The sequence below is a fragment of the Cryptosporangium japonicum genome, assembly GCF_039524755.1.
Taxonomy (GTDB): Bacteria; Actinomycetota; Actinomycetes; order Mycobacteriales; family Cryptosporangiaceae; genus Cryptosporangium; species Cryptosporangium japonicum.
Map to the genome: position 1 here is coordinate 101,197 of NZ_BAAAGX010000006.1, position 26,350 is coordinate 127,546.

Below are 26,350 nucleotides of genomic sequence, written 5' to 3' on the forward strand. Positions count from 1 at the left end.
GGTCAGCCCTCCTGACCTGCGTTGTCGGCCTTCGCCGGGGCAGCCTCGGGCGCCTCGACGGCCGGCGTGGCAGCCGGCTCAGTTGCTACCGGAGCCTCGACCGGAGCCTCGGCCACGGGAGCCTCGACCGCGGAGGTCTCGGTCACCGGGGTCTCGGCCTCGGTGCGCTCGGCGTTGCGGCCACCGCCCTGGCGGTCGCCACGGCCACGGCCGCCGCCACCGCCACCGGCGCCACGACGACGCTCGGGACGGTTACCGCGGTGCTGACGCAGCGCGGCCTCGGCCGCCTCGCGCTCGGCGCGGCTCTGAACGACGTCGCCCTTGTAGATCCAGACCTTGACGCCGATGCGACCGAACGTCGTCCGAGCCTCGTAAAGGCCGTAGTCGATGTTCGCGCGGAGCGTGTGCAGCGGCACCCGACCCTCGCGGTAGAACTCCGACCGCGACATCTCGGCACCGCCGAGGCGACCGGCGCACTGCACCCGGATGCCCTTGACGCCCGGCGACTTCATCGCCGACTGCATGGCCTTACGCATGGCGCGACGGAAGCTGACGCGGCTGGAGAGCTGCTCGGCGACGCCTTGCGCCACCAGCTGGGCCTCGGCCTCGGGGTTCTTGACCTCGAGGATGTTCAGCTGCACCTGCTTGCCGGTCAGCTTCTCGAGCTGGCCACGGATGCGGTCGGCTTCCGCGCCGCGACGGCCGATGACGATGCCCGGCCGGGCGGTGTGGATGTCGACGCGGACCCGGTCACGGGTGCGTTCGATTTCGACCCGGGCGATGCCGGCGCGCTCCATACCGCGCGACATCATCTTCCGGATCGCCACGTCTTCACCGACGTAGTCCTTGTACATCTTGTCCGCGTACCAGCGGGACTTCCACTCGGTCGTGATGCCGAGCCGGAAGCCGTGCGGGTTGACCTTCTGACCCATTACTCGGCGCTTCCCTTCGTGGCTGCCGACCGGCCGCCGCTCGCCTTCTTCGGCGCCCGCTTCGGCTTCGCCGTCGGGGCCACACTCTCCACCACGACAGTGATGTGGCAGGTGCGCTTCCGGATCCGGTAGGCACGCCCCTGGGCGCGCGGCCGGAACCGCTTCATCGTCGGGCCCTCGTCCACGAAGGCCTGCGTCACGAGCAGCGAGTCGGGGTCGAGCCGCTCGTTGTGCTCGGCGTTCGCGATCGCGCTCTCCACGACCCGGTAGACCTGCTCGCTGGCGGCCTGCGGGGCGAACTTGAGCACGGTCAGCGCCTCTTTCGCGGGGAGACCCCGGATGAGGTCGACCACGCGCCGGGTCTTCATCGCCGTCGTCCGGACGTACCGCGCCTCGGCGAATGCCCCCGGGGCGTCCCCGAGCAGCGCCACGCGTCGCGGATTCACGCGCTTGCCGTCGATCACTGCCATCTGTCTGCTCTCTCGTCTTTCCGCGCCCGGGTACTAACCGAACGCACCTGGGTCCGCGTCAGCGGCGGCGGCTCTTGCGGTCGTCCTTCTCGTGACCCTTGAACGTGCGGGTCGGCGAGAACTCGCCCAGCTTGTGGCCCACCATCGCCTCGGTGACGAACACCGGCACGTGCTTGCGTCCGTCGTGGACACCCAGCGTGTGGCCGATCATCTCCGGCGTGATGGTCGAGCGACGCGACCAGGTCTTGATGACGTTCTTGGTTCCCCGGGCGTTCTGCGCGTCCACCTTCTTGATCAGGTGGTCGTCGACGAAGTAGCCCTTCTTCAAGCTGCGGGGCATGGCCTACAACCTCAGCGCTTCTTGTTGGTCTTGCGGCGGCGGACGATGAATTTGTCGCTGGCCTTGTTGGCCCGGCGAGTACGCCCCTCGGGCTTGCCCTTGGGGTTGACCGGGTGGCGACCACCGGAGGTCTTGCCCTCACCACCACCGTGCGGGTGGTCGATCGGGTTCATCGCGACACCGCGGACGGTCGGGCGCTTGCCCTTCCACCGCATACGGCCGGCCTTACCCCAGTTGATGTTCGACTGCTCGGCGTTGCCGACCTCGCCGACCGTGGCACGGCAGCGGGCGTCGACGTTGCGGATCTCGCCGGACGGCATACGCAGCTGGGCGTAGGGGCCGTCCTTCGCGACGAGCTGCACGCTCGCGCCGGCGGAGCGGGCGATCTTGGCGCCGCCACCGGGCCGGAGCTCGATCGCGTGCACGACCGTACCGACCGGGATGTTACGCAGCGGCAGGTTGTTGCCCGGCTTGATGTCGGCGCCCGGACCGGTCTCGATCCGGTCGCCCTGACGCAGCTTGTTCGGCGCGACGATGTAACGCTTCTCGCCGTCCACGAAGTGCAGCAGCGCGATGCGCGCGGTGCGGTTCGGGTCGTACTCGATGTGCGCGACCTTGGCCGGCACACCGTCCTTGTCGGCCCGGCGGAAGTCGATCAGCCGGTACGCACGCTTGTGCCCACCGCCCTGGTGGCGGGTGGTGACCCGACCGTGCGCGTTCCGGCCGCCCTTGCTGTGCAGCGGCCGGACCAGCGACTTCTCCGGGTGGTCACGGGTGATCTCGACGAAGTCGGCGACGCTCGACCCACGCCGGCCCGGCGTGGTCGGCTTGTATTTGCGGATGCCCATCTGTATCCCTCAGCTCTCGATCCTCGATGTGGTCCGGCCCCGTCAGGAGACCGGCCCCCCGAAGATCTCGATGCGGTCACCCGGCGCGAGGCTCACGATCGCGCGCTTGGTGTCCTTCCGCTTACCGGTGCCGAACTTGGTCCGCTTACGCTTCCCCTGCCGGTTCTGCGTGTTGACCGCCGTGACCTTCACGTTGAAGACCTGCTCGACCGCGATCTTGATCTGCGTCTTGTTCGCGTCGGGCGAGACGAAGAACGTGTACTTGTTCTCGTCCAGCAGGCCGTAGCTCTTCTCCGAGACGACCGGAGCGAGCAGGATGTCGCGCGGGTCGGGAATCACTTCTCGTTCTCCTCGGTGTCGAGCTCCGCCGAGCTGGCCTTCGCGGTCGCGCCGCGACCGGAGATCGGGCCCGCCACGAACTCGTCGTATGCGTCCTTGGTGAACACCACGTCGTCGCTGATCAGGACGTCGTAGGTGTTGAGCTGGTCAGGCGCCAGCACGTGCACCTCGGCGACGTTGCGCACCGACAGCCAGCTGTTGCGGTCGCCGCGGGCGACCACGACGAGCACGTGGCGGGAGGTCGCGACGTTCGCGAGTGCCTTGACGGCGTCCTTGGTGGACGGCACGTCGCCGGAGACCAGCGCGTCGAGCACGTGCACACGGCCACCGCGAGCCCGGTCGGAGAGCGCGCCCCGGAGGGCAGCAGCCTTCATCTTCTTGGGCGTCCGCTGCGAGTAGTCGCGCGGCTGCGGGCCGTGGACGATGCCACCGCCGGTGAACTGCGGCGCGCGGGTCGAGCCCTGACGGGCGCGGCCGGTGCCCTTCTGCTTGTAGGGCTTGGCCCCACCGCCGGACACCTCCCCGCGGGTCTTGGTCTTGTGCGTACCCTGGCGGGCCGCCGCCTGCTGGGCCACCACGACCTGGTGGATCAGCGGGATGTTCGTCGTCACGTCGAAGATCTCGGCGGGCAGATCGGCGGTACCGGTCTTCTTGCCGCCGGCGTCGACGATGTCAATGGAGGTCACTTCGCCACTCCGCCCTTACCAAGCTGGGTCTTGGCGGCGGTGCGGATGAGCACCAGGCCGCCCTTGGGCCCGGGCACAGCGCCCTTGACCAGGATCAGGCCCTTCTCAGCGTCGACGCGGTGGACGCTGAGGTTCATCGTCGTGGTGCGGACGCCGCCCATGCGGCCGGCCATGCGCAGGCCCTTGAAGACACGACCCGGGGTCGCGCAGCCGCCGATCGAACCCGGCGCGCGGTGCTTGCGCTGGGTACCGTGGCCGGCGCCGAGGCCCTTGAAGCCGTGACGCTTCATGACACCCGCGTAACCCTTGCCCTTGCTGGTGCCGACGACGTCGACCTTGATGCCCTGCTCGAAGATCTCCGCGGAGACCTCCTGACCGACCTCGTACTCGGCCGCGTCAGTGGTGCGGATCTCGACCAGGTGACGCCGCGGGGTGACGCCGGCGGCCTTGAAGTGGCCGCTCTCGGGCTTGTTCACCTTCCGCGGGTCGATGCCGCCGAAAGCGACCTGGACCGCGGAGTAGCCGTCACGTTCCGGGGTGCGCACCTGGGTCACGACATTCGGCCCGGCCTGAACGACGGTCACCGGAACGATCCGGTTGTTCTCGTCGAAGACCTGGGTCATGCCGAGCTTCTCGCCCAGGATCCCCTTGATCTGCCTGTCCATCTCTTCTTTCCGACTCTCTTGGGTCCGGATCCTCTCCGCGCCAACTTGCTCGGCGCGGCGTGTCCTTATCGGTGGCACCGTCTTCGGACGGTGTCGTAATGCGTTGTCGAGCCCTGAGTCCGAACTCGAGCGCTATTACGTCCTTAGAGCTTGATCTCGATGTCGACGCCGGCCGGGAGGTCGAGACGCATGAGCGAGTCGACGGTCTTCGGCGTCGGGTCGAGGATGTCGATCAGCCGCTTGTGGGTCCGCATCTCGAAGTGCTCGCGGGAGTCCTTGTACTTGTGCGGCGAGCGGATCACGCAGTAGATGTTCTTCTCGGTCGGCAGCGGCACCGGGCCCGCAACCGACGCACCGGTACGGATCACCGTGTCAACGATCTTCCGCGCCGAGCTGTCGATGACCTCGTGGTCATAGGCCTTGAGCCGGATGCGGATCTTCTGTCCCGCCATGGAACCTTCAGTCCTGTCTACTTGCTGGGGGTCGGGTGGCTGCCGGTTGGTAACCGCGCGGAGCGGCGGCCGGATCGATCAACGACCCGACCGCCGTCACACGAGTTACTAGTTGTTGATCTTGGTGATGCGGCCGGCGCCGACGGTCCGACCACCCTCGCGGATGGAGAAGCGCAGGTTGTTCTCCATGGCCACGGGCTGGATGAGCTTCACCGACATGTCGGTGTTGTCACCCGGCATGACCATCTCGGTGCCCTCGGGGAGGGTCACCACGCCGGTCACGTCCGTGGTACGGAAGTAGAACTGCGGCCGGTAGTTGTTGAAGAACGGCGTGTGGCGGCCACCCTCGTCCTTGCTGAGGATGTAGACCGTCGCCTCGAACTCCGTGTGCGGAGTCGTGGTGCCCGGCTTGATGATGACCTGGCCGCGCTCGACGTCCTCGCGCTTGATGCCGCGGAGGAGCAGACCGACGTTCTCGCCGGCACGCGCCTCGTCGAGCAGCTTGCGGAACATCTCGACGCCGGTGACCGTGGTGGTCTGCTTGGTCTCCTTGATGCCGACGATGTCGACGGTCTCGTTGACCTTCAGCACACCCCGCTCGACACGGCCGGTGACGACCGTACCGCGACCGGTGATCGTGAAGACGTCCTCGATCGGCATGAGGAACGGCTTGTCGAGGTCCCGCTCGGGCTCCGGGATGGTCTCGTCGACCGCGTTCATGAGCTCGAGGATCTTCTCGCCCCACTCGGCGTCGCCCTCGAGCGCCTTCAGCGCCGAGACACGCACGATCGGGGTGTCGTCGCCCGGGAACTCGTACTGGCTGAGGAGCTCGCGCACCTCGAGCTCGACGAGCTCCAGGATCTCCTCGTCGTCCACGACGTCGGCCTTGTTCAGGGCGACGACGATGTACGGAACGCCGACCTGGCGGGCCAGGAGCACGTGCTCCTTGGTCTGCGGCATCGGGCCGTCGGTCGCCGAGACGACCAGGATCGCGCCGTCCATCTGGGCGGCACCGGTGATCATGTTCTTGATGTAGTCAGCGTGCCCGGGGCAGTCGACGTGCGCGTAGTGACGCGACTCCGTCTGGTACTCGACGTGCGCGATCGAAATCGTGATACCGCGCTGCCGCTCCTCCGGCGCCTTGTCGATCTGGTCGAACGGCGTGAAGGGGTTGATGTCCGGGTACTTGTCGTGCAGGACCTTGGTGATCGCCGCGGTCAGCGTCGTCTTGCCATGGTCGATGTGACCGATGGTGCCGATGTTGACGTGCGGCTTGGTCCGCTCGAACTTCGCCTTCGCCACTGGTCTTTCCTCCTGTGGACTGAATATCTAGTGGTACGCCGTGCGACGTGGGGTCGGGTATCGCTCCGCCCCGGCGGGATTATTCGCCGGTGGCCTTCGCGATGATCTCCTTCGCGACGTTCGTGGGAACCTCGGCGTAGGAGTCGAACTGCATGGAGTAGCTCGCCCGGCCCTGGGTCTTCGACCGGAGGTCTCCGACGTAGCCGAACATCTCGGAGAGCGGAACCAGGGCCCGAACAACGCGGGCACCGCCACGCTCTTCCATTGCCTGGATCTGACCGCGCCGCGAGTTGAGGTCGCCGATCACATCGCCCATGTTCTCCTCGGGCGTGGTGACCTCGACCGCCATCATCGGCTCGAGCAGCGCGGGGTCGGCCTTGCGGGCCGCTTCCTTGAGCGCCATCGAACCGGCGATCTTGAAGGCCATCTCCGAAGAGTCGACCTCGTGGTACTGACCGTCGACAAGCGTGAACTTGATGCCGACCAGCGGGTACCCGGCCAGTACGCCGTACTGCATGGCGTCCTGGGCGCCGGCGTCGACCGACGGGATGTACTCCCGCGGCACGCGACCACCGGTGACCTTGTTGTCGAACTCGTAGGTCGGCGCGTCGCCGTCCTGCGGGATCGGGTCCAGGTTGATCTTCACCTTCGCGAACTGACCCGAACCACCGGTCTGCTTCTTGTGGGTGAAGTCGTAGCCCTCGACCGAGCGACGGATCGTCTCGCGGTAGGCCACCTGCGGCTTACCGACGTTCGCCTCGACGTTGAACTCGCGCCGCATGCGGTCGACGAGCACCTCGAGGTGCAGCTCGCCCATGCCGCCGATGACCGTCTGACCGGTCTCTTCGTCGTTGTGGACCTTGAACGTCGGGTCTTCCTGCGCGAGCTTCTGGATCGCGGTGCCCAGCTTTTCCTGGTCAGCCTTGGTCTTCGGCTCGATGGCAACCTCGATGACCGGGTCCGGGAACGTCATCGACTCGAGGATGATCGGGTTCGCCGGGTCGCTCAGCGTGTCACCAGTGGTGGTCTGCTTCAGGCCCTGCACCGCGACGATGTCGCCGGCGCCGACGCTCGGCAGCTCCTCACGCTTGATCGCGTGCATCTGGTAGATCTTCCCGACCCGCTCCTTGCGGTCCTTGGTCGAGTTGATCACCTGGGTGCCCGCGTCCAGCCGACCGGAGTAGATCCGGAGGTAGGTCAGCGTGCCGAGGTGCTTGTCGGACTGGATCTTGAACGCCAGGGCGCTGAAGGGCTCCTTGTCGTCCGAGTGACGCGAGTCCGGGGTCTCGCCGTCCATCTTCGTGCCGTCGATCGACGGGAGGTCGAGCGGGCTCGGCAGGAAGTCGACGACCGCGTCGAGCATGGGCTGAACGCCCTTGTTCTTGAACGCGGAGCCGCAGACGACCGGGTTGACCTTGTCGGCCAGCGTGGCGCGACGGATCGCGGCCTTCAGCGTCTCGACCGAGATCTCTTCGCCCTCGAGGTAGGCCTCGGCGATCGAGTCGTCGACGTCGGACATCGTCTCGAGGAGCTTCTCGCGCCACTCGTTGGCCTGGTCGACCAGGTCGGCGGGGATCTCCTCGACGGCGTAGTCCTCACCCTTCTGGGTCTCGCCGCGCCAGGTCAGCGCGCGCATACCCACCAGGTCGACGACACCGATGTGGTCGCCCTCGAGCCCGATCGGGATCTGCAGGACGGCCGGGGTGGAGTTGAGCCGGTCGATCATCATCTGGACGCAGCGGAAGAAGTCCGCGCCCGTGCGGTCGAGCTTGTTGACGAAGCACATCCGCGGGACGTGGTACTTGTCCGCCTGCCGCCAGACGTTCTCGGTCTGCGGCTCGACGCCGGCAACACCGTCGTAGACCGCCACCGCACCGTCGAGCACTCGCAGCGACCGCTCCACCTCGACCGTGAAGTCGACGTGGCCCGGCGTGTCGATGATGTTGATCCGGTGGTCGTGCCAGTAACAGGTCGTCGCGGCCGACGTGATCGTGATGCCGCGCTCCTGCTCCTGCTCCATCCAGTCCATGGTGGCTGCGCCATCGTGGACTTCACCGATCTTGTAGTTGATACCGGTGTAGAACAGGATCCGCTCGGTCGTGGTGGTCTTGCCCGCGTCGATGTGGGCCATGATCCCGATGTTGCGGACCTTGGCCAGGGCGGCGTTGTTGCCAGCCATCAATCTTGCCTTTCAGCTTCGAGTGCGGGACGCGGATTACCAGCGGTAGTGCGCGAAGGCCTTGTTCGACTCGGCCATCTTGTGCGTGTCCTCGCGGCGCTTGACGCTCGCGCCGAGACCGTTGCTCGCGTCCATAAGTTCGTTCATGAGGCGCTCGGTCATGGTCTTCTCACGACGGGCGCGGCTGTACTGGATCAGCCAGCGCAGCGCGAGCGTGGTGCTACGACCGGGCCGAACCTCGACCGGGACCTGGTAGGTGGCGCCACCGACACGGCGGCTGCGCACCTCGAGGGCCGGCTTCACGTTGTCGAGCGCGCGCTTCAGCGTGACGACCGGGTCGTTGCCGGTCTTCTCGCGGGCGCCCTCGAGAGCCCCGTAGACAATGCGCTCCGCGACCGACCGCTTCCCGCTCAGCAGGACCTTGTTGATCAGCTGAGTGACGAGCGGCGAGTTGTACACGGGGTCGATGACCACCGCGTGCTTCGGAGCGGGACCCTTGCGGGGCATATCAGCTCTTCTCCTTCTTCGCGCCGTACCGGCTGCGGGCCTGCTTGCGGTTGCGGACACCCTGGGTGTCCAGCGAGCCGCGGATGATCTTGTAGCGGACGCCGGGCAGGTCCTTCACACGACCGCCGCGGACCAGGACGATCGAGTGCTCCTGGAGGTTGTGACCAACACCAGGGATGTATGCGGTGACCTCGACGCCACTGCTCAACTTGACACGCGCCACCTTCCGCAGAGCCGAGTTCGGCTTCTTGGGCGTGGTGGTGTAAACACGCGTGCACACGCCACGGCGCTGCGGGCTGCCCTTGAGCGCAGGAGTCTTGGTCTTTTCGACCTTGTCCTGCCGGCCCTTGCGGACCAACTGCTGGATCGTGGGCACCGGGTCTCCGCTTTCTTCTCGACTAATGTCCTCGTGTTGAGCCAGATGTCCGGCTCCTCCGACCCCCGCGGTCGGGCGTGTCGCGCCGGCCGCAGGCCCAGAGTCTGCGAGCAGACCCCAGGGGAGGCCGTGCACCCGGTAGCGGGCGCACGTGCATGCCCAGGCGATACCCAGGCACGAAAAGCAAGACTACCTACGGCCCGACCACAGGTCAAAACGACTACCGCTTCCCCGCTTGCCGCGGACCGGTAGTGCGTGTTACCGCCGGTTCAGTCCCTGTCTCACCGAGTTTTCGGCGAACCGACGACCCGACGTTCCTGAGGTTCCGCCCACCCCGCGACTCTCACCGCGGGTAGGCACCGCTCATAACGGTACCTCGCCGTTCCTCGAACGGCCACAACCGGCCATCAGCCGAAGGTATCCCGGTGAGGAACGGAACGGCCCGGCTCCCCTCGTTCGGGGAGCCGGGCCGGTTTCCGGATGGTTAACGCATCACGGACTCGTGCTGCTCGCGAGGAACGCGATGTTCACGATCGCGAAGATGATCGCCAGGCCGATGCCGACGCCGCCGGCGATGATGCCGGTCTTCGCCTGCTGCGCTCCGCCCAGCACGCCACCCGAGGCGGCGATCTTCTTGTTGCTCATCACGCCGGTCGCGATCGCGACGCCGCCGGCGACGATCGGCAGGAACGCGGCGAAGAACGTGCAGCACGCCAGCAGCGAGGCGACCGCGGAGACGATGCCCGCGATCATCGAGACCAGCGCGAGCTGCTCCTTCTGCGGCTGCCCGGGACCCCCGAAGCCACCGGCCGGGGGGTAGCCGGAGGCAGCGGGGTAACTCGGAGCGCCGTACCCGGAGGTCGGCTTGTCGGAACCGTAGCCGTAGCCCGACGTGGGAGCGGCCGGGTTGTTCGGGTCGTAGCCGTACGAGGGCTGGGCACCGTACCCGGCGTTGGGGTCGGCCCCGTAGCCCGACGTCGGCGCGGCGCCGTAACCGGACGTGGGGGCGGCGCCGTAACCCGAGGTGGGGGCAGCACCGTAACCCGAGGTGGGAGCGGCGCCGTAACCCGAGGTGGGAGCGGCGGGGCCGGCACCGTAGCCGGAGGTGGGGTTGTTCGGGTCGTAGCCGGAGCCCTGGTCGGCGCCGGCACCCCACGGCGAGCCGAAGCCCGACGTCGGTGCCGAGGACGGCGGCTGCCCGTAGGACGGCGGCTCGTACGACGGCGGGTTGCCGTACTGGCCGTGGGTGGGCGGCGTGCCGTACGGGTCGTTGGTGGGCGTGCTGCCGTACTGACCGCCCGGAGTGCCGTACTGCGACGGCGGTGACGACGCCGGCTGGCCGTACGGGCTGTCGGGAGCCTGCCCGTAGTCGGGCGTGCTGAAGTTCGGCGTCTGGGGCGTTCCGGACGGATTGTTGTAGTCGGGGAAACTGAAACCGCTCGGCGGCTCCTCCCCAGGGCGACCCTGGCGATCCCGCGGGTCGTAGGGCTGGGCCGGCTCAGAGCCTGGTCGGTCGGTCATCTCTCTCCTCGTCGAACGCGGCTGCGTACTCCTACCGCGCTTACCACTGCACCGTCAGTTGACGTTTTCGTCGTAGTGCGGCCCGTCCCCCACGGACCCGATCAGCAGCCCGATCACGACCACGACGATCACGATCGCACTCACCGCCACCGCGATCCAGCTCAGGATCTCCCCGGCGCGCAGCGCCTTCCCCCCGGTGAGGAAACCCGCCGCGGCGGCGATCTCGGTGCGGGCCGGACGCACGAGGGCGAGGCCGGCCAGACCCGGCACCAGCCCTCCCCCGCAGAACATCAGCAGCACCCCGACGACGCCGAGCGTGAGAACCGCCCAGGCTTTGCTGGACGGCGCCTCGTCGGGATCGGCCGGGTGCCGCTCGGTGACGACCCACGGCTCACCGGGAAGCCGGGGCGCGGGTGCCGGGACGGGTTGCGACCCGGGCGCCGGGGCCGCGTGCGGCGACGCCAGGACCTCCGGCACCGCCGGGGTGGCGAGCCCGATCTCGGCCGGGGCCTGACCGGGAGCCGGGCGTGCCCACGGGGACCTGCCCTCGCTCATCGTCACCCCCCACCGAGCATGAACACCGGAAACTGCATCGTGCCATCATCCCCCGACATTCTTCGAACACGGGCGCGGGCCGCCCGGGAAACCCGAGCGGCCCGCGGTACGACGGCTGCGATCAGCGGTTGAACGACCCGTAGTCGAAGTCGTCCAGCGGAACGGCCTGGCCGGAGCCGGTACCGAAACCGCCGTACTCGACGTCGTCGTACGGCGTCATCGAGTACACCTGAGCCCGTGCTTCCTCGGTGGGCTCCACCCGGATGTTGCGGTACCGCGAGATGCCGGTACCGGCCGGGATCAGCTTTCCGATGATCACGTTCTCCTTGAGACCGATCAGCGAGTCGCTGCGCGCGTTGATCGCCGCGTCGGTGAGCACGCGGGTGGTCTCCTGGAAGGAGGCCGCCGAGAGCCACGACTCGGTCGCCAGCGACGCCTTGGTGATACCCATCAGGATCGGACGACCCGAAGCCGGCTCGCCGCCCTCGGCCACCACCCGACGGTTCTCGTTCTCGAACATCGGCCGCTCGATCGGGGCACCGGGCAGGAACTCGGTGGCGCCCGAGTCGATGATGATCACCCGGCGGAGCATCTGCCGGACGATGATCTCGACGTGCTTGTCGTGGATCGGCTGGCCCTGCGACCGGTACACGTTCTGCACCTCGTTGACCAGGTGCAGCTGCACGGCACGCGGGCCCTGGATGCGGAGCACCTCGTGCGGGTCGACCACACCGTCGGTGAGCTGCTGGCCCACCGTGACGTGCTCGCCGTCGGCCACCCGCATCCGCACGCGGCGCGAGAGCTTGTCGTAGGCGATCTCCTCCGACCCGTCGTCCGGGACGATGACGATCTTCCGCGACTTCTCGGTCTCCTCGATGCGGATCCGACCGGCCATCTCGGCGATCGGGGCCTTGCCCTTGGGGACACGGGCCTCGAACAGCTCGACCACACGCGGCAGACCCTGCGTGATGTCGTCACCGGCCACACCACCGGTGTGGAAGGTACGCATCGTCAGCTGGGTGCCGGGCTCACCGATCGACTGGGCGGCGATGATGCCGACCGCCTCGCCGACGTCGACCAGCTTGCCGGTCGCGAGCGAACGCCCGTAGCAGTACGCGCACACACCCATCGCCGACTCGCAGGTCAGCACCGAGCGGACCTTGACGTCCTGCACACCGGCCTTGACCAGGGCGTCGATCAGCACGTCGCCGAGGTCGGACCCGCCCGGGGCCACCACGACGCCGTCCGGGCTCTTCGCGTCGGTCGCGAGCGTCCGGGCGTACGAGTTGGTCTCGACGTGCTGGTGCTTGGTCAGCGTGCCGTCGGGGCCCTGGGTCGCGATCGGGACCATGACACCACGCTCGGTGCCGCAGTTCTCCTCGCGGATGATCACGTCCTGCGAGACGTCCACCAGACGACGGGTCAGGTAACCCGAGTCGGCGGTACGCAGGGCGGTGTCGGCCAGACCCTTACGGGCACCGTGGGTGGAGATGAAGTACTCCAGCACCGACAGGCCCTCACGGAACGAGGACTTGATCGGACGCGGGATCGTCTCACCCTTGGGGTTGGCGACCAGACCACGGATACCGGCGATCTGCCGGACCTGGATCATGTTTCCTCGGGCACCCGAGTTGACCATCATCCAGATCGGGTTCGTCTCCGGGAAGTTCGCCTCCATGGCCTTGGCGACCTCGTTCGTCGCCTTGGTCCAGATCTCGATGAGCTCCTGACGGCGCTCTTCCCCGGTGATCACACCGCGCTGGTACTGCTTCTCGATCTTGTCGGCGTCCTTCTCGTACCGGTCGAGGATCTCCGGCTTGCTCGGCGGCGTCACGACGTCGTCGATCGAGATGGTGACGCCGGCCCGGGTGGCCCACCGGAAGCCGTACGCCTTGAGGGCGTCGAGCGTCGCGGCGACCTGCACCTTCGGGTAGCGCTCGGCGAGGTCGTTGACGATCGCCGAGAGCTGCGGCTTGCGCACCTCGTAGTTGACGAAGCGGTAGTCGGTCGGGAGCGTCTCGTTGAAGAACACCCGGCCGAGCGTCGTCTCGACGAGCAGCGGCGAACCCGGCTCCCAGTCCTCCGGCGCGACCCACGGCTCCTTGCCGGGGCCGTTGTCGACCGTCGGCGCACCGTCGATGCGGATCTTGACCGGGGTCTGGATGTTGAGCTCACCCAGGTCGTAGGCCATGACGGCCTCGGCGTCCGAGCCGAAGATCCGGCCCTCGCCGATGCGCCCCTCGCGGACCGCGGTGAGGTGGTAGAGCCCGAGCACCATGTCCTGCGTGGGCGACGTGATCGGGCGACCCGACGCCGGCGACAGGATGTTGTTGCTCGAGAGCATCAGCACCCGGGCCTCGGCCTGGGCCTCGGCCGACAGCGGCAGGTGCACCGCCATCTGGTCACCGTCGAAGTCCGCGTTGAACGCGGTGCAGACGAGCGGGTGGATCTGGATGGCCTTGCCTTCGACCAGCTGGGGCTCGAAGGCCTGGATGCCCAGACGGTGCAGGGTGGGTGCGCGGTTGAGCAGCACCGGGTGCTCGGAGATGACCTCTTCGAGGACGTCCCACACGACCGGGCGCGCACGCTCGACCATCCGCTTGGCCGACTTGATGTTCTGCGCGTGGTTCAGGTCGACCAGGCGCTTCATCACGAACGGCTTGAACAGCTCGAGCGCCATGTAGCGCGGCAGGCCGCACTGGTGCAGCTTGAGCTGCGGGCCGACGACGATGACCGAACGGCCGGAGTAGTCGACGCGCTTGCCGAGCAGGTTCTGGCGGAACCGGCCCTGCTTGCCCTTGAGCATGTCGGACAGCGACTTCAGCGGGCGGTTACCCGGGCCGGTGACCGGCCGGCCGCGGCGGCCGTTGTCGAACAGCGCGTCGACGGCCTCCTGCAGCATCCGCTTCTCGTTGTTGACGATGATCTCCGGCGCACCCAGGTCGAGCAGGCGCTTGAGCCGGTTGTTCCGGTTGATCACCCGGCGGTACAGGTCGTTCAGGTCGCTGGTGGCGAAGCGGCCACCGTCGAGCTGGACCATCGGCCGCAGGTCCGGCGGGATCACCGGAACGCAGTCGAGCACCATGCCCATGGGCGAGTTACGGGTGTTCAGGAACGCCGCGACGACCTTGAGCCGCTTGAGCGCCCGGATCTTCTTCTGGCCCTTGCCCGACCGGATGGTCTCGCGCAGGCTCTCGGCCTCGGCGTCCAGGTCGAAGCCCTCGAGCAGCTTCTGCAGCGCCTCGGCGCCCATGCCGCCCACGAAGTACTCGCCGAACCGGTCCCGGAGCTCGCGGAACAGGAGCTCGTCCGGGATCAGCTGCTTGACCTCGAGCTTGCGGAACGTGTCGAGGACCTCGTCGAGACGGTCGATCTCCCGCTGCGCACGGTCGCGCAGCTGGCGCATCTCGCGCTCGCCGCCTTCCTTGACCTTGCGGCGGACGTCGCTCTTCGCGCCCTCGGCCTCGAGCTCGGCCAGGTCGCCCTCGAGCTTCTTGGCGCGCGCGTCGATGTCGGCGTCGCGACGCTCCTCGACCCGACGACGCTCGACGGCGATCTCCGCCTCGATCGTCGACATGTCGCGGTGACGCGCCTCGGTGTCGACGGCCGTGATCAGGTAGGCCGCGAAGTAGATGATCTTCTCGAGGTCCTTGGGGGCCAGGTCGAGCAGGTAGCCCAACCGGCTCGGGACGCCCTTGAAGTACCAGATGTGGGTGACCGGAGCGGCCAGCTCGATGTGGCCCATCCGCTCACGGCGCACCTTGGCCCGGGTCACCTCGACGCCGCAGCGCTCACAGATGATGCCCTTGAACCGGACGCGCTTGTACTTACCGCAGTAGCACTCCCAGTCCCGGGTGGGGCCGAAGATCTTCTCGCAGAAGAGCCCGTCCTTTTCCGGCTTGAGCGTGCGGTAGTTGATGGTCTCCGGCTTCTTCACCTCGCCGTGCGACCACTGACGGATGTCGTCGGCCGTCGCGAGGCCAATTCGCAGCTCGTCAAAGAAGTTGACGTCAAGCACGTGTTTCAGTCCCTCTTCTAGAGGTTCGTTACTGCCTTTGGGTGTAGCTCTTGACCCTCGTTACGAGCCGGCGGCGGCTGCTGTCGCCGCCGGCTCGGAACCTCACACCTCTTCGACGCTGCTCGGCTCGCGACGAGACAGGTCGATGCCCAGCTCCTCCGCGGCCCGGAAGACTTCGTCGTCCGAGTCGCGCATCTCCAGGGCCACACCGTCGCTCGAGAGGACCTCGACGTTCAGGCAGAGCGACTGGAGTTCCTTCAGCAGAACCTTGAACGACTCCGGAATGCCCGGCTCCGGGATGTTCTCGCCCTTGACGATGGCCTCGTAGACCTTCACGCGGCCGAGCACGTCGTCGGACTTGATCGTGAGCAGTTCCTGCAGCGCGTAGGCGGCGCCGTAGGCCTGCATCGCCCAGCACTCCATCTCACCGAAGCGCTGGCCACCGAACTGCGCCTTACCACCCAGCGGCTGCTGCGTGATCATCGAGTACGGGCCGGTCGACCGGGCGTGGATCTTGTCGTCGACCAGGTGGAGCAGCTTCAGGATGTAGATGTAGCCGACGCTCACCGGCTCCGGGAACGGCTCGCCGGAGCGGCCGTCGAACAGCCGCGCCTTACCACCGGCGTTGACCATCCGGTCGCCGTCGCGGTTCGGGATCGTCGAGGCCAGCAGCCCCGTGATCTCGTGCTCGCGGGCACCGTCGAACACCGGGGTCGCGGTGTTGACGTTCGGCTCGGCCTCGTCGGCGCCGATGCGCTTCAGTTCCTTCATCCACGGCTCGTCGCCGTCGACCTTCCAGCCCTGGGACGCGATCCACCCGAGGTGGGTCTCCAGGACCTGGCCGAGGTTCATTCGACCGGGGACACCGAGCGGGTTGAGCACGATGTCGACCGGCGTGCCGTCCTCGAGGAACGGCATGTCCTCGGCCGGGAGGATCTTCGAGATGACGCCCTTGTTGCCGTGGCGGCCGGCGAGCTTGTCGCCGTCCTGGATCTTGCGCTTCTGGGCGACGTAGACCCGGACCAGCTCGTTCACGCCCGGCGAGAGCTCGGCGCCCTCGTCCCGGCTGAACACGCTGACGCCGATGACCTTGCCGGACTCACCGTGCGGCACCTTGAGCGACGTGTCGCGGACCTCGCGCGCCTTCTCACCGAAGATCGCGCGGAGCAGCCGCTCCTCCGGGGTCAGCTCGGTCTCGCCCTTCGGGGTGACCTTGCCGACCAGGATGTCGCCGGTGGTGACGTCGGCACCGATCCGGACGATGCCCCGCTCGTCGAGGTCGGCCAGGACCTCCTCGGAGACGTTCGGGATGTCCCGGGTGATCTCCTCGGCGCCGAGCTTCGTGTCGCGGGCGTCGACCTCGTGCTCCTCGATGTGGATCGAGGTGAGGACGTCGTCCTGGACCAGACGCTGGCTCAGGATGATGGCGTCCTCGTAGTTGTGGCCCTCCCACGGCATGAACGCGACCAGCAGGTTCTTGCCGAGCGCCATCTCGCCTTCGTCGGTGCAGGGACCGTCGGCGATGACGCCGCCCTTCTCGATCCGCTGCCCCTCCTCGACCAGCGGGCGCTGGTTGATGGCGGTGCCCTGGTTCGAACGGCGGAACTTGTGCAGCAGGTACGTGCGGCGGGTGCCGTCGTCGTGCATCAGCGTGACGTAGTCCGCGCAGACGTCCTCGACCACACCGGCCTGCTCGGCCAGCACGACGTCACCGGCGTCCTGCGCGGCGCGCGCCTCCATACCGGTGCCGACCAGCGGCGACTCGCTACGGAGCAGCGGCACGGCCTGACGCTGCATGTTCGCGCCCATGAGCGCGCGGTTGGCGTCGTCGTGCTCGAGGAACGGGATCATCGCGGTCGCGACCGAGACCATCTGCCGCGGCGACACGTCCATGTAGTCGACCTCGGTGCCGGGCACGTAGTCGATCTCACCGCCCTTACGGCGGACCAGGACGCGGTCCTCGGTGAAGCGGCCGGAGGCGTCGAGGATGGCGTTGGCCTGGGCCTTGACGTACCGGTCCTCCTCGTCCGCGGTCAGGTAGTCGATCTGCGACGTGACGACGCCGTCCTCGACCTTGCGGTACGGGGTCTCGATGAAGCCGAACGGGTTGACCCGCGCGAACGTCGAGAGCGCACCGATCAGACCGATGTTCGGACCTTCCGGCGTCTCGATCGGGCACATCCGGCCGTAGTGGCTGGGGTGCACGTCGCGGACCTCGAAGCCCGCACGCTCACGGGACAGACCACCGGGGCCGAGCGCCGAGAGCCGGCGCCGGTGGGTGAGGCCACCCAGCGGGTTGGTCTGGTCCATGAACTGCGACAGCTGGCTGGTGCCGAAGAACTCCTTGATGGAGGCGACGACCGGCCGGATGTTGATCAGCGTCTGCGGCGTGATGGCCTCGACGTCCTGCGTGGTCATGCGCTCGCGGACGACCCGCTCCATGCGGGAGAGGCCGACGCGGACCTGGTTCTGGATCAGCTCGCCGACCGTGCGCAGGCGCCGGTTGCCGAAGTGGTCGATGTCGTCGGGCTCGTAGCCCTCCTCGGCCACGTGCAGCTTCACCAGGTAGTCGATCGTCGCGACGATGTCGTCCTCGGTGAGCACGCCGGTCGTGATCGGGACGTCGACCTCGAGCTTCTTGTTCACCTTGTAGCGACCGACCTTGGCCAGGTCGTAGCGCTTCGGGTTGAAGAAGAGGTTGTCCAGCAGCGTCTGGGCGTTCTCGCGCGTCGGCGGCTCGCCCGGGCGCAGCTTGCGGTAGATGTCGAGCAGGGCCTCGTCCTGCGTCTGGACGTGGTCCTTCTCGAGCGTCGCGAGGACGATCTCCGAGTGCGCGAAGCGCTCGCGGATCCGCTCCGGCGTCCAGCCCAGCGCCTTCAGCAGAACCGTGACGGCCTGCCGACGCTTGCGGTCGATCCGGACGCCGATCGTGTCGCGCTTGTCGACGTCGAACTCAAGCCAGGCACCCCGGCTCGGGATCACCTTGACGTTGGTGACGTCCTTGTCGGAGGTCTTGTCGGGCTGCCGGTCGAAGTACACGCCCGGCGAACGCACGAGCTGGGAGACGACGACGCGCTCGGTGCCGTTGATGATGAACGTGCCCTTGGGCGTCATCATCGGGAAGTCGCCCATGAACACCGTCTGGCTCTTGATCTCGCCAGTGGTGTTGTTCGTGAACTCCGCCGTCACGAACAGCGGAGCGCAGTAAGTGAGGTCCTTCTCCTTGCACTCCTCGATCGAGGCCTTGACCTCTTCGAAGCGAGGGTTGGAGAAGGACAGGGACATCGACCCCGAGAAGTCCTCGATCGGGGAGATCTCCGTCAGAATTTCATCCAGACCGGCGACCGACGACGGGTCGCCAGTGACCCGGGACCGCCAGGCGTCGTTGCCGACCAACCAGTCGAACGAGTCCGTCTGGAGTGCCAGCAGGTTCGGCACCTCGAGCTGTTCGGCGATCTTCCCGAACGAGATGCGTTGTGGCTTGCCGGCGGCGGTACGGGGAGGAGTGTTTGTGCCGGGGCGGGAGACTGCCAAGATGCGTCCTTCCGAGGACCTGCGGATCCGAACGGTCGTCGTGCGCGCACTCCTATCGACCTCCAGCAAACTGGAGGTGCGAAAGGCAGAAGGCAGCGCAAACTAGCAGTGTAGCCGCAAGGCACACTACTGTCGAATCCCCAGGCAGGCGGCTTGACACCCCGTACGTCAACCACCTCGAACCCAACTCCCGGTTGAACCGTGTTCCCCGCAGACCGCATCTGCCGAAACATCGGGGGGACGACGGGAGCCGGCCCGACCACGCGCCCTGCCGCGCACCTCGGCAGGCCGAAATTACCGGGTTCGAATTACAAGCCCGTACTTCAGGTACTCGTCACGCTCAGCCACCGAGCATGTGCACTGGCTGCGCGCTACGAGAAGAGCGTGCCTGTGCCGGTCCGCCACGTCAAGAGGCGCGCCCCAGGTGGGGGGATACCTCACCGGATGAATGCCGCCCTGGCCAGGTGGAGGATGAGCTGGAGGGACACCGCGAGTCATGCGCGGATCACGGGTCAGAAGTGGGCGATGCACCACTTCGACACGGTTGTGACCGGAGTGACTATCGATGACTCCTGACTCACTGTGTCCCCCGCGCGAACCATGCGGGCCCAGTGAGCGTTTCACCTCACACCAGGCACACGGATTGGACTTTCCGACGATGGGTACCTTGTCCGGCTGAACGAAGACATCGCGGAGGCAAGGACTGTGTTGACCCAGGAGCATGCCCAGGCGCTGGTGCATGCGACGGCCTATGACGCGACCGGTAGCAAGCTCGGCAAAATCGGTCAGGTCTACCTCGACAACCGGACGCAGGCGCCGGAGTGGGTCACGGTCCACACCGGGTTGTTCGGCACCAAGGAGTCTTTCGTCCCGGTGCGGGACGCGGAACTCGACGGCGACCGGCTGCAACTGCCGTTCGAGAAGCACGTCGTCAAGACCGCACCCGACCTCGACCCGGCCGGCCCGTTCGGCGCGCTGACGCCCGAGCAGGAGCTCGAGCTGTACCAGCACTACGGGGTGCGGCCGCCGGCTCTGCCGAAGGTCTCCGACGCGATCGACGAGGACACCGGCCGGTTCAGCTCGTTCGGGGGTGCCACGGCGCTGGACGGCCTGGCCGACGACACGCCGCACGGGGAGCAGGCGCCGGTGCGGGCGGCGCGGGCGGATCTGCCGCCGGATGATCCGTTCGGCGATCCGTACGGGCCATATGACGATGATCCGGATGAGGTTTCGGGTTTTCGGGGTTCGTCGGACGGGGTTGATCGGGGGTCTTTCGGCGAGGGGTCTTCTCGGGAGGGCTCTTCTCGGGAGGGCTTCTCTCGGGAGGGGGCTTTAGCCGAGGGCGATGAGTTTCGGCGTGAGCGGCCGGAGCCGTTCGGGGCGCCGGCGGAGCCGTTCGGCGAGCGGGAAGGGTTTTTGCGCCCGGGGGGTGAGCGCGAGGAATCCCCGAGCGAGCGGCCGGATCCCTTCCGCGAGCGACCGCTGCCGTTGGGCGAGCGGCAGCTGCCGTTGGGCGAGCGGCCGGAACAGTTGAGCCGGCGGCCGGAACAGTTGGGTGAGCGGCCGGAGCAGTTGGGTGAGCGGGGCGATCCGTTCCGCGAGCAGGCGAAGCAGTTCGGCGAGCGGCCGGATCCGTTCCGCGGGCAGGGGGAGCCATTCCCCGAGCGTGAGGGGCCCTTCCGCCAGAGGGCTGAGCGCGAGCAGCCTTACCGCGAGGGGGGCGAACCGTCGGGCGCCTACGGCGAGCGGGAGATGCCCTTCCGCGAGCGGGACCGGGACGAACACGACGAGTTTTCTCGTGCGCGGGTCGACCGCGATGAGCCGTACCGGCGACCGCGTCACGACGAGCCGGACGCGGGTCGCCGCGAGGGCGATGCACCTCGCGACGAGGCTTCGAGCGCACCCACGTCCCCGGCGCCCCGATGGGGAGCCCCGACGGACCAGCAGCGGGATTCCGCGACCCGGACCAACACGCCCGACGCGACCCCGCGCCCGTTCGGCAGGCAGCCTCCGGAGCCGTCCGGCCTACGCGCCGTTCCGGAGCACTCCGAGTTCCGCCCCGGACCGACGCTGTCCAGCTTCCGCCCACCCACGCCAGGATCGCGCCCCAGCCCCATCGAGGATCGCCGTCCAGAAACGCCGCCGCGCACCGACAGCCCTCACGCCGACCGCCCTCGCTCCGAAGGGCTCCGCTCCGAAGGGCTCCGCTCCGAAGGGCTCCGCTCCGAAGGGCCTCGCTCCGAAGGGCCTCGCTCCGAAGGGCCTCACTCCGAAGCGGCACGCCCCGGTGCGGCCCGGCCGGAGCAATCGCGGTCCGGCCAACTGCACGTCGAGCAAACGGGACCCGAAACATGGCGGCCTGAGCAGCCACGCCCCGAACAACGGCGACCCGAGCAGCCACGGCCCGAACAATGGCGACCCGACGAGCCGCGGCCCGAGCAGCGGGGGCCCGAGCAGCGAGGGCTCGAGCACTCAGATCAGCCGCGCTTCGATAGGCCTCGCCCCGGGCAGTCGCGAACTGACCAGCAGCGGCCTGACCAGGTGCGATCCGGCCAGGCTCGCTTCGGTGGGCCCGGCTCCGAGCAGGCGCTCCCTGAGCTTCCTCGCGCTGAGCATGAACGCCCCGAAGGACTCCGCCGGGAACAGGCACGTCCCGAATCGTCCCGCCCCGATCAAACGTGGCCCGACCAGGCACGATCCGAGCAAGCGCGATCCGAGCAAGCGCGCGGCGAGTCAGCACGCAGCGAGTCAGCACGCAGCGAGCCGGTGCGCCCTGAAGCGCAGGGCCCTGACTTGGTGAGCCCTGAATCGACGCCTCGTGAATCGGCTCGCTCTGAATCGGTGCGCCCCTGGTTAGCGCGGCCCGAATCGGCACGTCCTGAATCGGCGCGTCCTGAATCGGCACGTTTTGGGGAGCCTCGGGATGCGCAGGCGCCTTCTGAGGGGTCTCGCTTCGAGCAGCGGCGGTCTGATGGAGGTCCGTCAGCGGGGGCGGGCGGCGAGCGGGTGCGGGCTCTGCGGCCCGTGGAGGCACCTCCGGGCGATGGGCAGTCGGAGGGGCCCTACCCTCCCGGCCCGGTCTCGCTGGATTTCCGGCCGACAACGCTGCACATGCCGCCGCGCCCCGTGGACGCTCCTTCTGAGCCGCTCTCCCCGACGGCGCCCGTGTCACCGGCGGGCAACTGGCCGGCTCGTCAGGTCTGGCCGAACACCCCGACCGGCCGAGCCGTGCCCCCGCAGCCCGGGGCCACCCCGCCGACCGCCAGCTCGGCTCCTGCCACCCCGCCGGCCGCTAGCTCGGCTCCTGCCACCCCACCCGCCGCCAGCTCAGCGGCCACCGACTTCCCCGCTACCAACTCGGCCGCCGCAAACCGGGCGGCCGCCAACCCGGCCGCCGCCGACTCACCCGCTGGAAACCGGACAGCAGCCAACCAGGCCACCGCCAACTCCCCCGCTGCCAACCGGGCAGCAGGCAACTCACCGGCTGCTAACCGGGCAGCAGGCGACTCGCCCGCTAGGGACCAGTCAGCAGCCAATTCGCTCACTGCGAACCGGGCCGGAGTGACCTCGCCTGTTACCGCCTCGGCGGCCACACCCACTGGTGCCAGGCCAGGCGCTGCCGGGCCAGCTACGAACGACTCGACAGCACCTACGCCAGCCGCTAGTAAGCCAGCTGCATCCACCCATAAGCCCACTGCTGCGGCGCCTGACTCACCCGAGTCCGCCGCAGCCAAGCCCGCCCCGACTAAGCCCGCTGCACCCAAGCCAGCCGCAGCAAAGCAGGCCTCTGCGGGCGCGCCCACCGCAGGCACACCTACCCCGGGCGCACCTAACGCAGGCGCATCCACCGCAGGCGCATCCGCCGCAGGCGCACCTGCCGCCCGCGTATCACCCGCGGGTGCAGCCACCGGCGGCGCATCTGCCTCAGGCGCACCCGCGGCATCGGCGCCTTCTCCGGCCGGATTCTCCGATCGAGCCAAGGCGGGAAACCGGTCGAGCCATACTCCACCTAATTTGTCGGCTTCGGCAACAAAAGGGCAGGAAGCCGCCGAAGAAGACAACCAGGACGACGACGCCGTCCGGCCGCCCAACGTCTTCGTTCAGCGCGCCGGCGACGGCTCTCCCTTCCCGCCGGTGACCAAGAGCCCTCTCGTTCCCCTCACCCCGGCCTCCACCGCTGAACGCGGACCCTCCGACCACGTAGGGCGCCACCGCCGCCCGCGATAAGACACCTACCGCCCGCCGGCGGCGAAAAGCCGCCCACAGCAGACGGCTGCCCACAGCGGGAAGCTCCCCACAAGAGGCTGCCATGGCGAGGCTGCCGACAACGGGATCCCGCCACCGGCGAGGCTGCCAGCGGCGAGAGACGCCAGCAGCGAGAGACTCCGACGGCGAGAGGCTCAGGCGGCACAGGCTCAGGCGGCACAGAAGGGCCGCCAACGGAAAGCCGACGCCAGCGGACAGCCGTTCGCAGCAACGAATCCGCCAGCTGCCCGCAGGCAAAAAAACAACCACCGGCAGTGAGAACCACGGCGAGAAAGCCCCAACCCCGCGGGAACTCGGGATGATCAACACCTATCGCATCGGTGACCACCGGGTATCCACAGCCGGGCTTCCGACCGGACGTGAACCGATCACGGGACGCTATCCTCCCCGCGGGGACGACAGCGGACACATGAACGAGGAGTTGATGGCTTGATGGCGCCGCAGGTGGTGATCCTCGCGGCCGGGCTGGGCACGCGGCTCGGACGACCCCACCCCAAGACCTTGACTCCCTTGCGTGACGGCAAGAGCATCCTGCGGCACCAGCTCGACCGGATCGATGCGGCGTTCGGGGGTGCGGCCCGCGTCACGATCGTGGTCGGCTTCAAGATGAACCTCATCATGGAGGCCGCGCCCGAGGCGTTGTTCGTCTACAACGAGGTCTACGACCAGACGAACACCAGCAAGAGCCTGCTCAAGGCGTTGCGGCTGTCCGCTCCGGGTGGGGTGCTCTGGCTCAACGGTGACGTCGTGTTCGTCGACGGGCTCTTGGAGGACGTGGCCGCGCAGGTCGAGGCCGGGCCGAGCTTCATCTGTGTGAACACCGAGTCGGTCGCCGACGAAGAGGTCAAGTACACCCTCGACGGCGACGGGTTCGTGAAGGACCTCTCCAAGCAGGTCCGTGAGGGTGCGTTGGGTGAGGCCGTCGGGATCAACTACGTCGCGGCCGACGACAAGGCCACGTTGATCGAGCATCTGGACGCGGCCGACGACCAGGACTACTTCGAGCGCGGGGTCGAGACCGCGATCGCGGACGCCGGTAGCCGGTTCCGTGCGGTCGACATTTCCCGCTTCGGGGTGGTGGAGGTCGACTTCGACGCCGACCTCGCCCGCGCCAACGAACTGGACGTCGAGACCCGATGACTTCGCCGATCCCCCCGGCCGCCGCGCCCACGATCGCCGCCGCCACGGCCACCCCGCCGAACCCCGATCCCACCCCCGCGGCCACGCCACCGAGCCCAGACGCCGGGGCCACCCCCCAGAGCACCGACTCGGCAGCCACACCCAAGAGCTCCAGCCCGGAGAACTCCCGCCCCGAGAACTCCCGCCCCGAAAGCTCCCGCCCCGAGACCACGCCACGAAGCCCAGGCACCATGCCCCACGCACCGAACACCCGGCCCACCGCCGCCGACTTCCTCTCCCGTCACCGCGGTGGCGGGTTGTTCACCGAGACCGTGAACCAGCGTGTCGGCTCCTACCTGGCCGTCGCCGCGCATCGCCTGCGGCTGGCGCCGTCCGCGCTCACGCTGATCAACCTGGCGCTGGGCCTCGCGGCCTCGATCGCGGTCGTGACGCTCGCACCGGCGGCCGCCCGGGACGACGTGCCGGCCTGGGCCCTGGGCCTCGGCGCACTGCTGCTCTGGCAGCTCGCGTACAGCCTCGACTGCTCCGACGGCCAGCTGGCCCGGGTCACCGGCATGGCCGGTCCGGCCGGCGCCCGGGTCGACATCCTGTGCGACGTCGCGGTGCAGATCTCGCTCGTCGCGGCGATCTCCGCGACGGCGCTGGCGCACGCTCCGGGGACGCCGATCTGGCTGGTCGCGGTGTTCGCGGGCACGTGGATGATCAACCTCGTCACGTCGGTGCTGGCCTCGTCCAACACCGCGTCGGCGAGCCTGATGACGTCCACCTCGCTGCCCGTGCGCATCGTCAAGCTGGTGCGCGACTACGGTGCTGTCGTGACGGTGTGCGGGGTGGTGATCGCGTTCGTGCCGGGCCTGACGCCGTGGCTGATGGCCGCGTTCACCGTGGTGAACGGGTTGTTCCTGCTCGCCAGCATCGGCCAGTCCGCGCGCAAGGCCGGCCTGGTGGCACCCCCGCACGAACCCCAGTGAAGAAGCTGCGGGGCAACGCCGCCGCCGGCCTCGCCGACCAGCTGGTCAGCGCCGGGGCGAACGCGGCGACCGGTCTGCTCGTCCTGCCGTTCCTGGCCCCCGCGGAGGCCGGCGCGGTGCTGTTCGCGATCGGCGTCGGCTTCTTCGTGATCGGTATCGCCCGCGCGCTCGTGGGCGACGTGTTGCTGACCTACTCCGCCCGGTACGGCGACGCCGACCGGGCCCGGCAGTCCGCCGACGCCACCAAGACCGCCCTGGTGTTCGGGGCGGCGGCCGCGCTGGTGGTCGTGGTCGCGTGGGCGGTCGGTCCCGGGTTCTTCGGCGAGCTGATCTGGCTGGCCCCGTTCCTGCCGTTCGTGCTCGTCCACGACGCCGGGCGGTACTACTTCCTCGCCGAACGGAACCCCGCCCGTGCGCTCGTCGCCGACCTGACCTACGTCGGCGTGCAGGCGTTGATTTTGGTCGTTCTGCTCGGGCTCGGCCACCGCGACGGTGCGGTGTTCCTGTGCGCGTGGGGCCTCGGCGGCGTCGCGGGGGCGGCTTCGTTCCTGCTCCGCACCCGGATCAGCCCGTGGAGGGGCGACCTGCGCGGATGGATCCGGGAGACCCGGCACCTGTCCAGCTGGCTGACGCTCACCGCGCTGCTCGGGCAGGCTCAGGTGCAGTTCGTCTCCACGCTCGTCAGCGGCCTGCTGACGCCGACGGCGTTCTCGTTGCTGCGTGCCGCCCAGTACGGGCTGCTGATGCCGGCGCAGAACCTGCAGATGGCCGTGTCCAGCCTGCTGACGCCGCGGATGTCGCGGCTGGCCGGTGCCGGTGACGCGGCCGGGATCAGCCGGCTGCTGCGCAAGGCGCTCACCGTGACCGCGCTGTGCGGGCTGGTGCCGGTCGCGCTCTCGCCGCTCGCCGGTCCGGTGCTCGACGTCATCCTGCCGAAGTACGCGCAGGCGAGCACGATCGCGCTCCCGGTGGCGATCCAGGCCCTGATCTACCTCGTGCAGGTGCCGTTCACCGCGGCGCTGCGCGGGATGCAGCGCGTCCGCAGCCTGTTCGTGCAGTACGTCGTGTTCGTCGTCGCGCAGGCGGTCGCGTTGGTCGTCGGCACGCTGGCCTACGACCTGCGCGGTGCGGCGTGGGGCATGCTCGTCGGCTCGGCGGTCGGCCTCGCGGCGATGATCGTGTTGTACCGGAACGCTCACCGGCGGCTCGAGCCGGTGGAACCCGCGGCCGCCGTACGATGAGCCCCGAC

Annotated in this window: 20 protein-coding genes and 1 pseudogene; 4 read left to right on the forward strand and 17 right to left on the reverse strand. The window is 68.4% G+C overall.

Features of this window, described 5'->3' with window-relative positions:
• Positions 1-2 precede the first annotated feature (2 nt).
• The 16 genes from rpsC to rpoB form a co-directional block, all read right to left on the reverse strand.
• Positions 3-932, reverse strand: coding sequence for a 30S ribosomal protein S3 (rpsC, locus tag ABD437_RS05390; RefSeq protein WP_344647620.1), 930 nt, complete (start codon positions 930-932; stop codon positions 3-5).
• On the reverse strand, positions 932-1,402 hold the full coding sequence (gene rplV / locus ABD437_RS05395; protein ID WP_084701442.1) for a 50S ribosomal protein L22: 471 nt from the start codon (positions 1,400-1,402) through the stop codon (positions 932-934). Before rplV ends, rpsC begins: the two co-directional genes overlap by 1 nt.
• Before the next feature lie 58 nt (positions 1,403-1,460).
• On the reverse strand, positions 1,461-1,742 hold the full coding sequence (rpsS, locus tag ABD437_RS05400) for a 30S ribosomal protein S19 (protein WP_073259060.1): 282 nt from the start codon (positions 1,740-1,742) through the stop codon (positions 1,461-1,463).
• A gap of 11 nt (positions 1,743-1,753) precedes the next feature.
• A complete protein-coding gene (gene rplB, locus ABD437_RS05405; RefSeq protein WP_344647621.1) occupies positions 1,754-2,590 on the reverse strand; it encodes a 50S ribosomal protein L2 in 837 nt (278 codons plus the stop codon).
• Positions 2,591-2,632: 42 nt separating this feature from the next.
• Positions 2,633-2,929: a 50S ribosomal protein L23 gene (gene rplW / locus ABD437_RS05410; RefSeq protein ID WP_344647622.1), complete on the reverse strand. Its 297-nt coding sequence runs from the start codon at positions 2,927-2,929 to the stop codon at positions 2,633-2,635.
• Positions 2,926-3,615 (reverse strand): 50S ribosomal protein L4, encoded by a 690-nt coding sequence (gene rplD, locus ABD437_RS05415; RefSeq protein WP_344647623.1) that lies wholly within the window; start codon positions 3,613-3,615, stop codon positions 2,926-2,928. The genes rplW and rplD overlap by 4 nt, the downstream gene beginning before the upstream one ends.
• Positions 3,612-4,280, reverse strand: coding sequence for a 50S ribosomal protein L3 (gene rplC / locus ABD437_RS05420; RefSeq protein WP_344647624.1), 669 nt, complete (start codon positions 4,278-4,280; stop codon positions 3,612-3,614). The genes rplD and rplC overlap by 4 nt, the downstream gene beginning before the upstream one ends.
• Before the next feature lie 143 nt (positions 4,281-4,423).
• The gene (rpsJ, locus tag ABD437_RS05425; protein WP_035857828.1) at positions 4,424-4,732 is read right to left on the reverse strand and encodes a 30S ribosomal protein S10; all 309 of its coding nucleotides are present in this window, start codon (positions 4,730-4,732) and stop codon (positions 4,424-4,426) included.
• Positions 4,733-4,840: 108 nt separating this feature from the next.
• A complete protein-coding gene (gene tuf / locus ABD437_RS05430) occupies positions 4,841-6,034 on the reverse strand; it encodes an elongation factor Tu (RefSeq protein WP_344647625.1) in 1,194 nt (397 codons plus the stop codon).
• Between the two features lie 79 nt (positions 6,035-6,113).
• Complete coding sequence (gene fusA, locus ABD437_RS05435; protein ID WP_344647626.1) at positions 6,114-8,213, reverse strand: elongation factor G; 2,100 nt, start codon at positions 8,211-8,213, stop codon at positions 6,114-6,116.
• A 36-nt stretch (positions 8,214-8,249) separates the two neighbouring features.
• On the reverse strand, positions 8,250-8,720 hold the full coding sequence (gene rpsG, locus ABD437_RS05440; RefSeq protein WP_035857831.1) for a 30S ribosomal protein S7: 471 nt from the start codon (positions 8,718-8,720) through the stop codon (positions 8,250-8,252).
• 1 nt (position 8,721) lies between these two features.
• Positions 8,722-9,096, reverse strand: coding sequence for a 30S ribosomal protein S12 (gene rpsL / locus ABD437_RS05445; RefSeq protein ID WP_035857832.1), 375 nt, complete (start codon positions 9,094-9,096; stop codon positions 8,722-8,724).
• 492 nt (positions 9,097-9,588) lie between these two features.
• Positions 9,589-10,617, reverse strand: a complete 1,029-nt coding sequence (locus tag ABD437_RS05450) for a hypothetical protein (RefSeq protein ID WP_344647627.1) — start codon at positions 10,615-10,617, stop codon at positions 9,589-9,591.
• 54 nt (positions 10,618-10,671) lie between these two features.
• Positions 10,672-11,172 carry a hypothetical protein gene (locus ABD437_RS05455; protein WP_344647628.1) on the reverse strand — a complete coding sequence of 167 codons (501 nt, stop codon included), beginning with the start codon at positions 11,170-11,172 and terminating at the stop codon, positions 10,672-10,674.
• 121 nt (positions 11,173-11,293) lie between these two features.
• A complete protein-coding gene (locus tag ABD437_RS05460; protein ID WP_344647629.1) occupies positions 11,294-15,190 on the reverse strand; it encodes a DNA-directed RNA polymerase subunit beta' in 3,897 nt (1,298 codons plus the stop codon).
• Between the two features lie 102 nt (positions 15,191-15,292).
• Entirely contained in the window at positions 15,293-18,724 is a 3,432-nt protein-coding gene (gene rpoB, locus ABD437_RS05465) for a DNA-directed RNA polymerase subunit beta (RefSeq protein ID WP_344647630.1), read from the reverse strand.
• Positions 18,725-19,459: 735 nt separating this feature from the next.
• Here rpoB and ABD437_RS42980 point away from each other — a divergent pair.
• Positions 19,460-19,627: pseudogene (locus tag ABD437_RS42980) on the forward strand (PRC-barrel domain-containing protein); the annotation flags it as partial.
• Between the two features lie 429 nt (positions 19,628-20,056).
• On the opposite strand, the gene ABD437_RS05470 reads toward ABD437_RS42980, so the two are convergent.
• Positions 20,057-20,509 carry a hypothetical protein gene (locus tag ABD437_RS05470; protein WP_344647631.1) on the reverse strand — a complete coding sequence of 151 codons (453 nt, stop codon included), beginning with the start codon at positions 20,507-20,509 and terminating at the stop codon, positions 20,057-20,059.
• 2,913 nt (positions 20,510-23,422) lie between these two features.
• Here ABD437_RS05470 and ABD437_RS05475 point away from each other — a divergent pair.
• The 3 genes from ABD437_RS05475 (at position 23,423) to ABD437_RS05485 (ending at position 26,342) form a co-directional block, all read left to right on the forward strand.
• Positions 23,423-24,130, forward strand: a complete 708-nt coding sequence (locus ABD437_RS05475; protein ID WP_344647632.1) for a phosphocholine cytidylyltransferase family protein — start codon at positions 23,423-23,425, stop codon at positions 24,128-24,130.
• 230 nt (positions 24,131-24,360) lie between these two features.
• Entirely contained in the window at positions 24,361-25,101 is a 741-nt protein-coding gene (locus ABD437_RS05480; RefSeq protein ID WP_344647633.1) for a CDP-alcohol phosphatidyltransferase family protein, read from the forward strand.
• Positions 25,098-26,342, forward strand: a complete 1,245-nt coding sequence (locus ABD437_RS05485; RefSeq protein WP_344647634.1) for an MATE family efflux transporter — start codon at positions 25,098-25,100, stop codon at positions 26,340-26,342. Before ABD437_RS05480 ends, ABD437_RS05485 begins: the two co-directional genes overlap by 4 nt.
• The last annotated feature ends 8 nt before the right edge of the window (positions 26,343-26,350 follow it).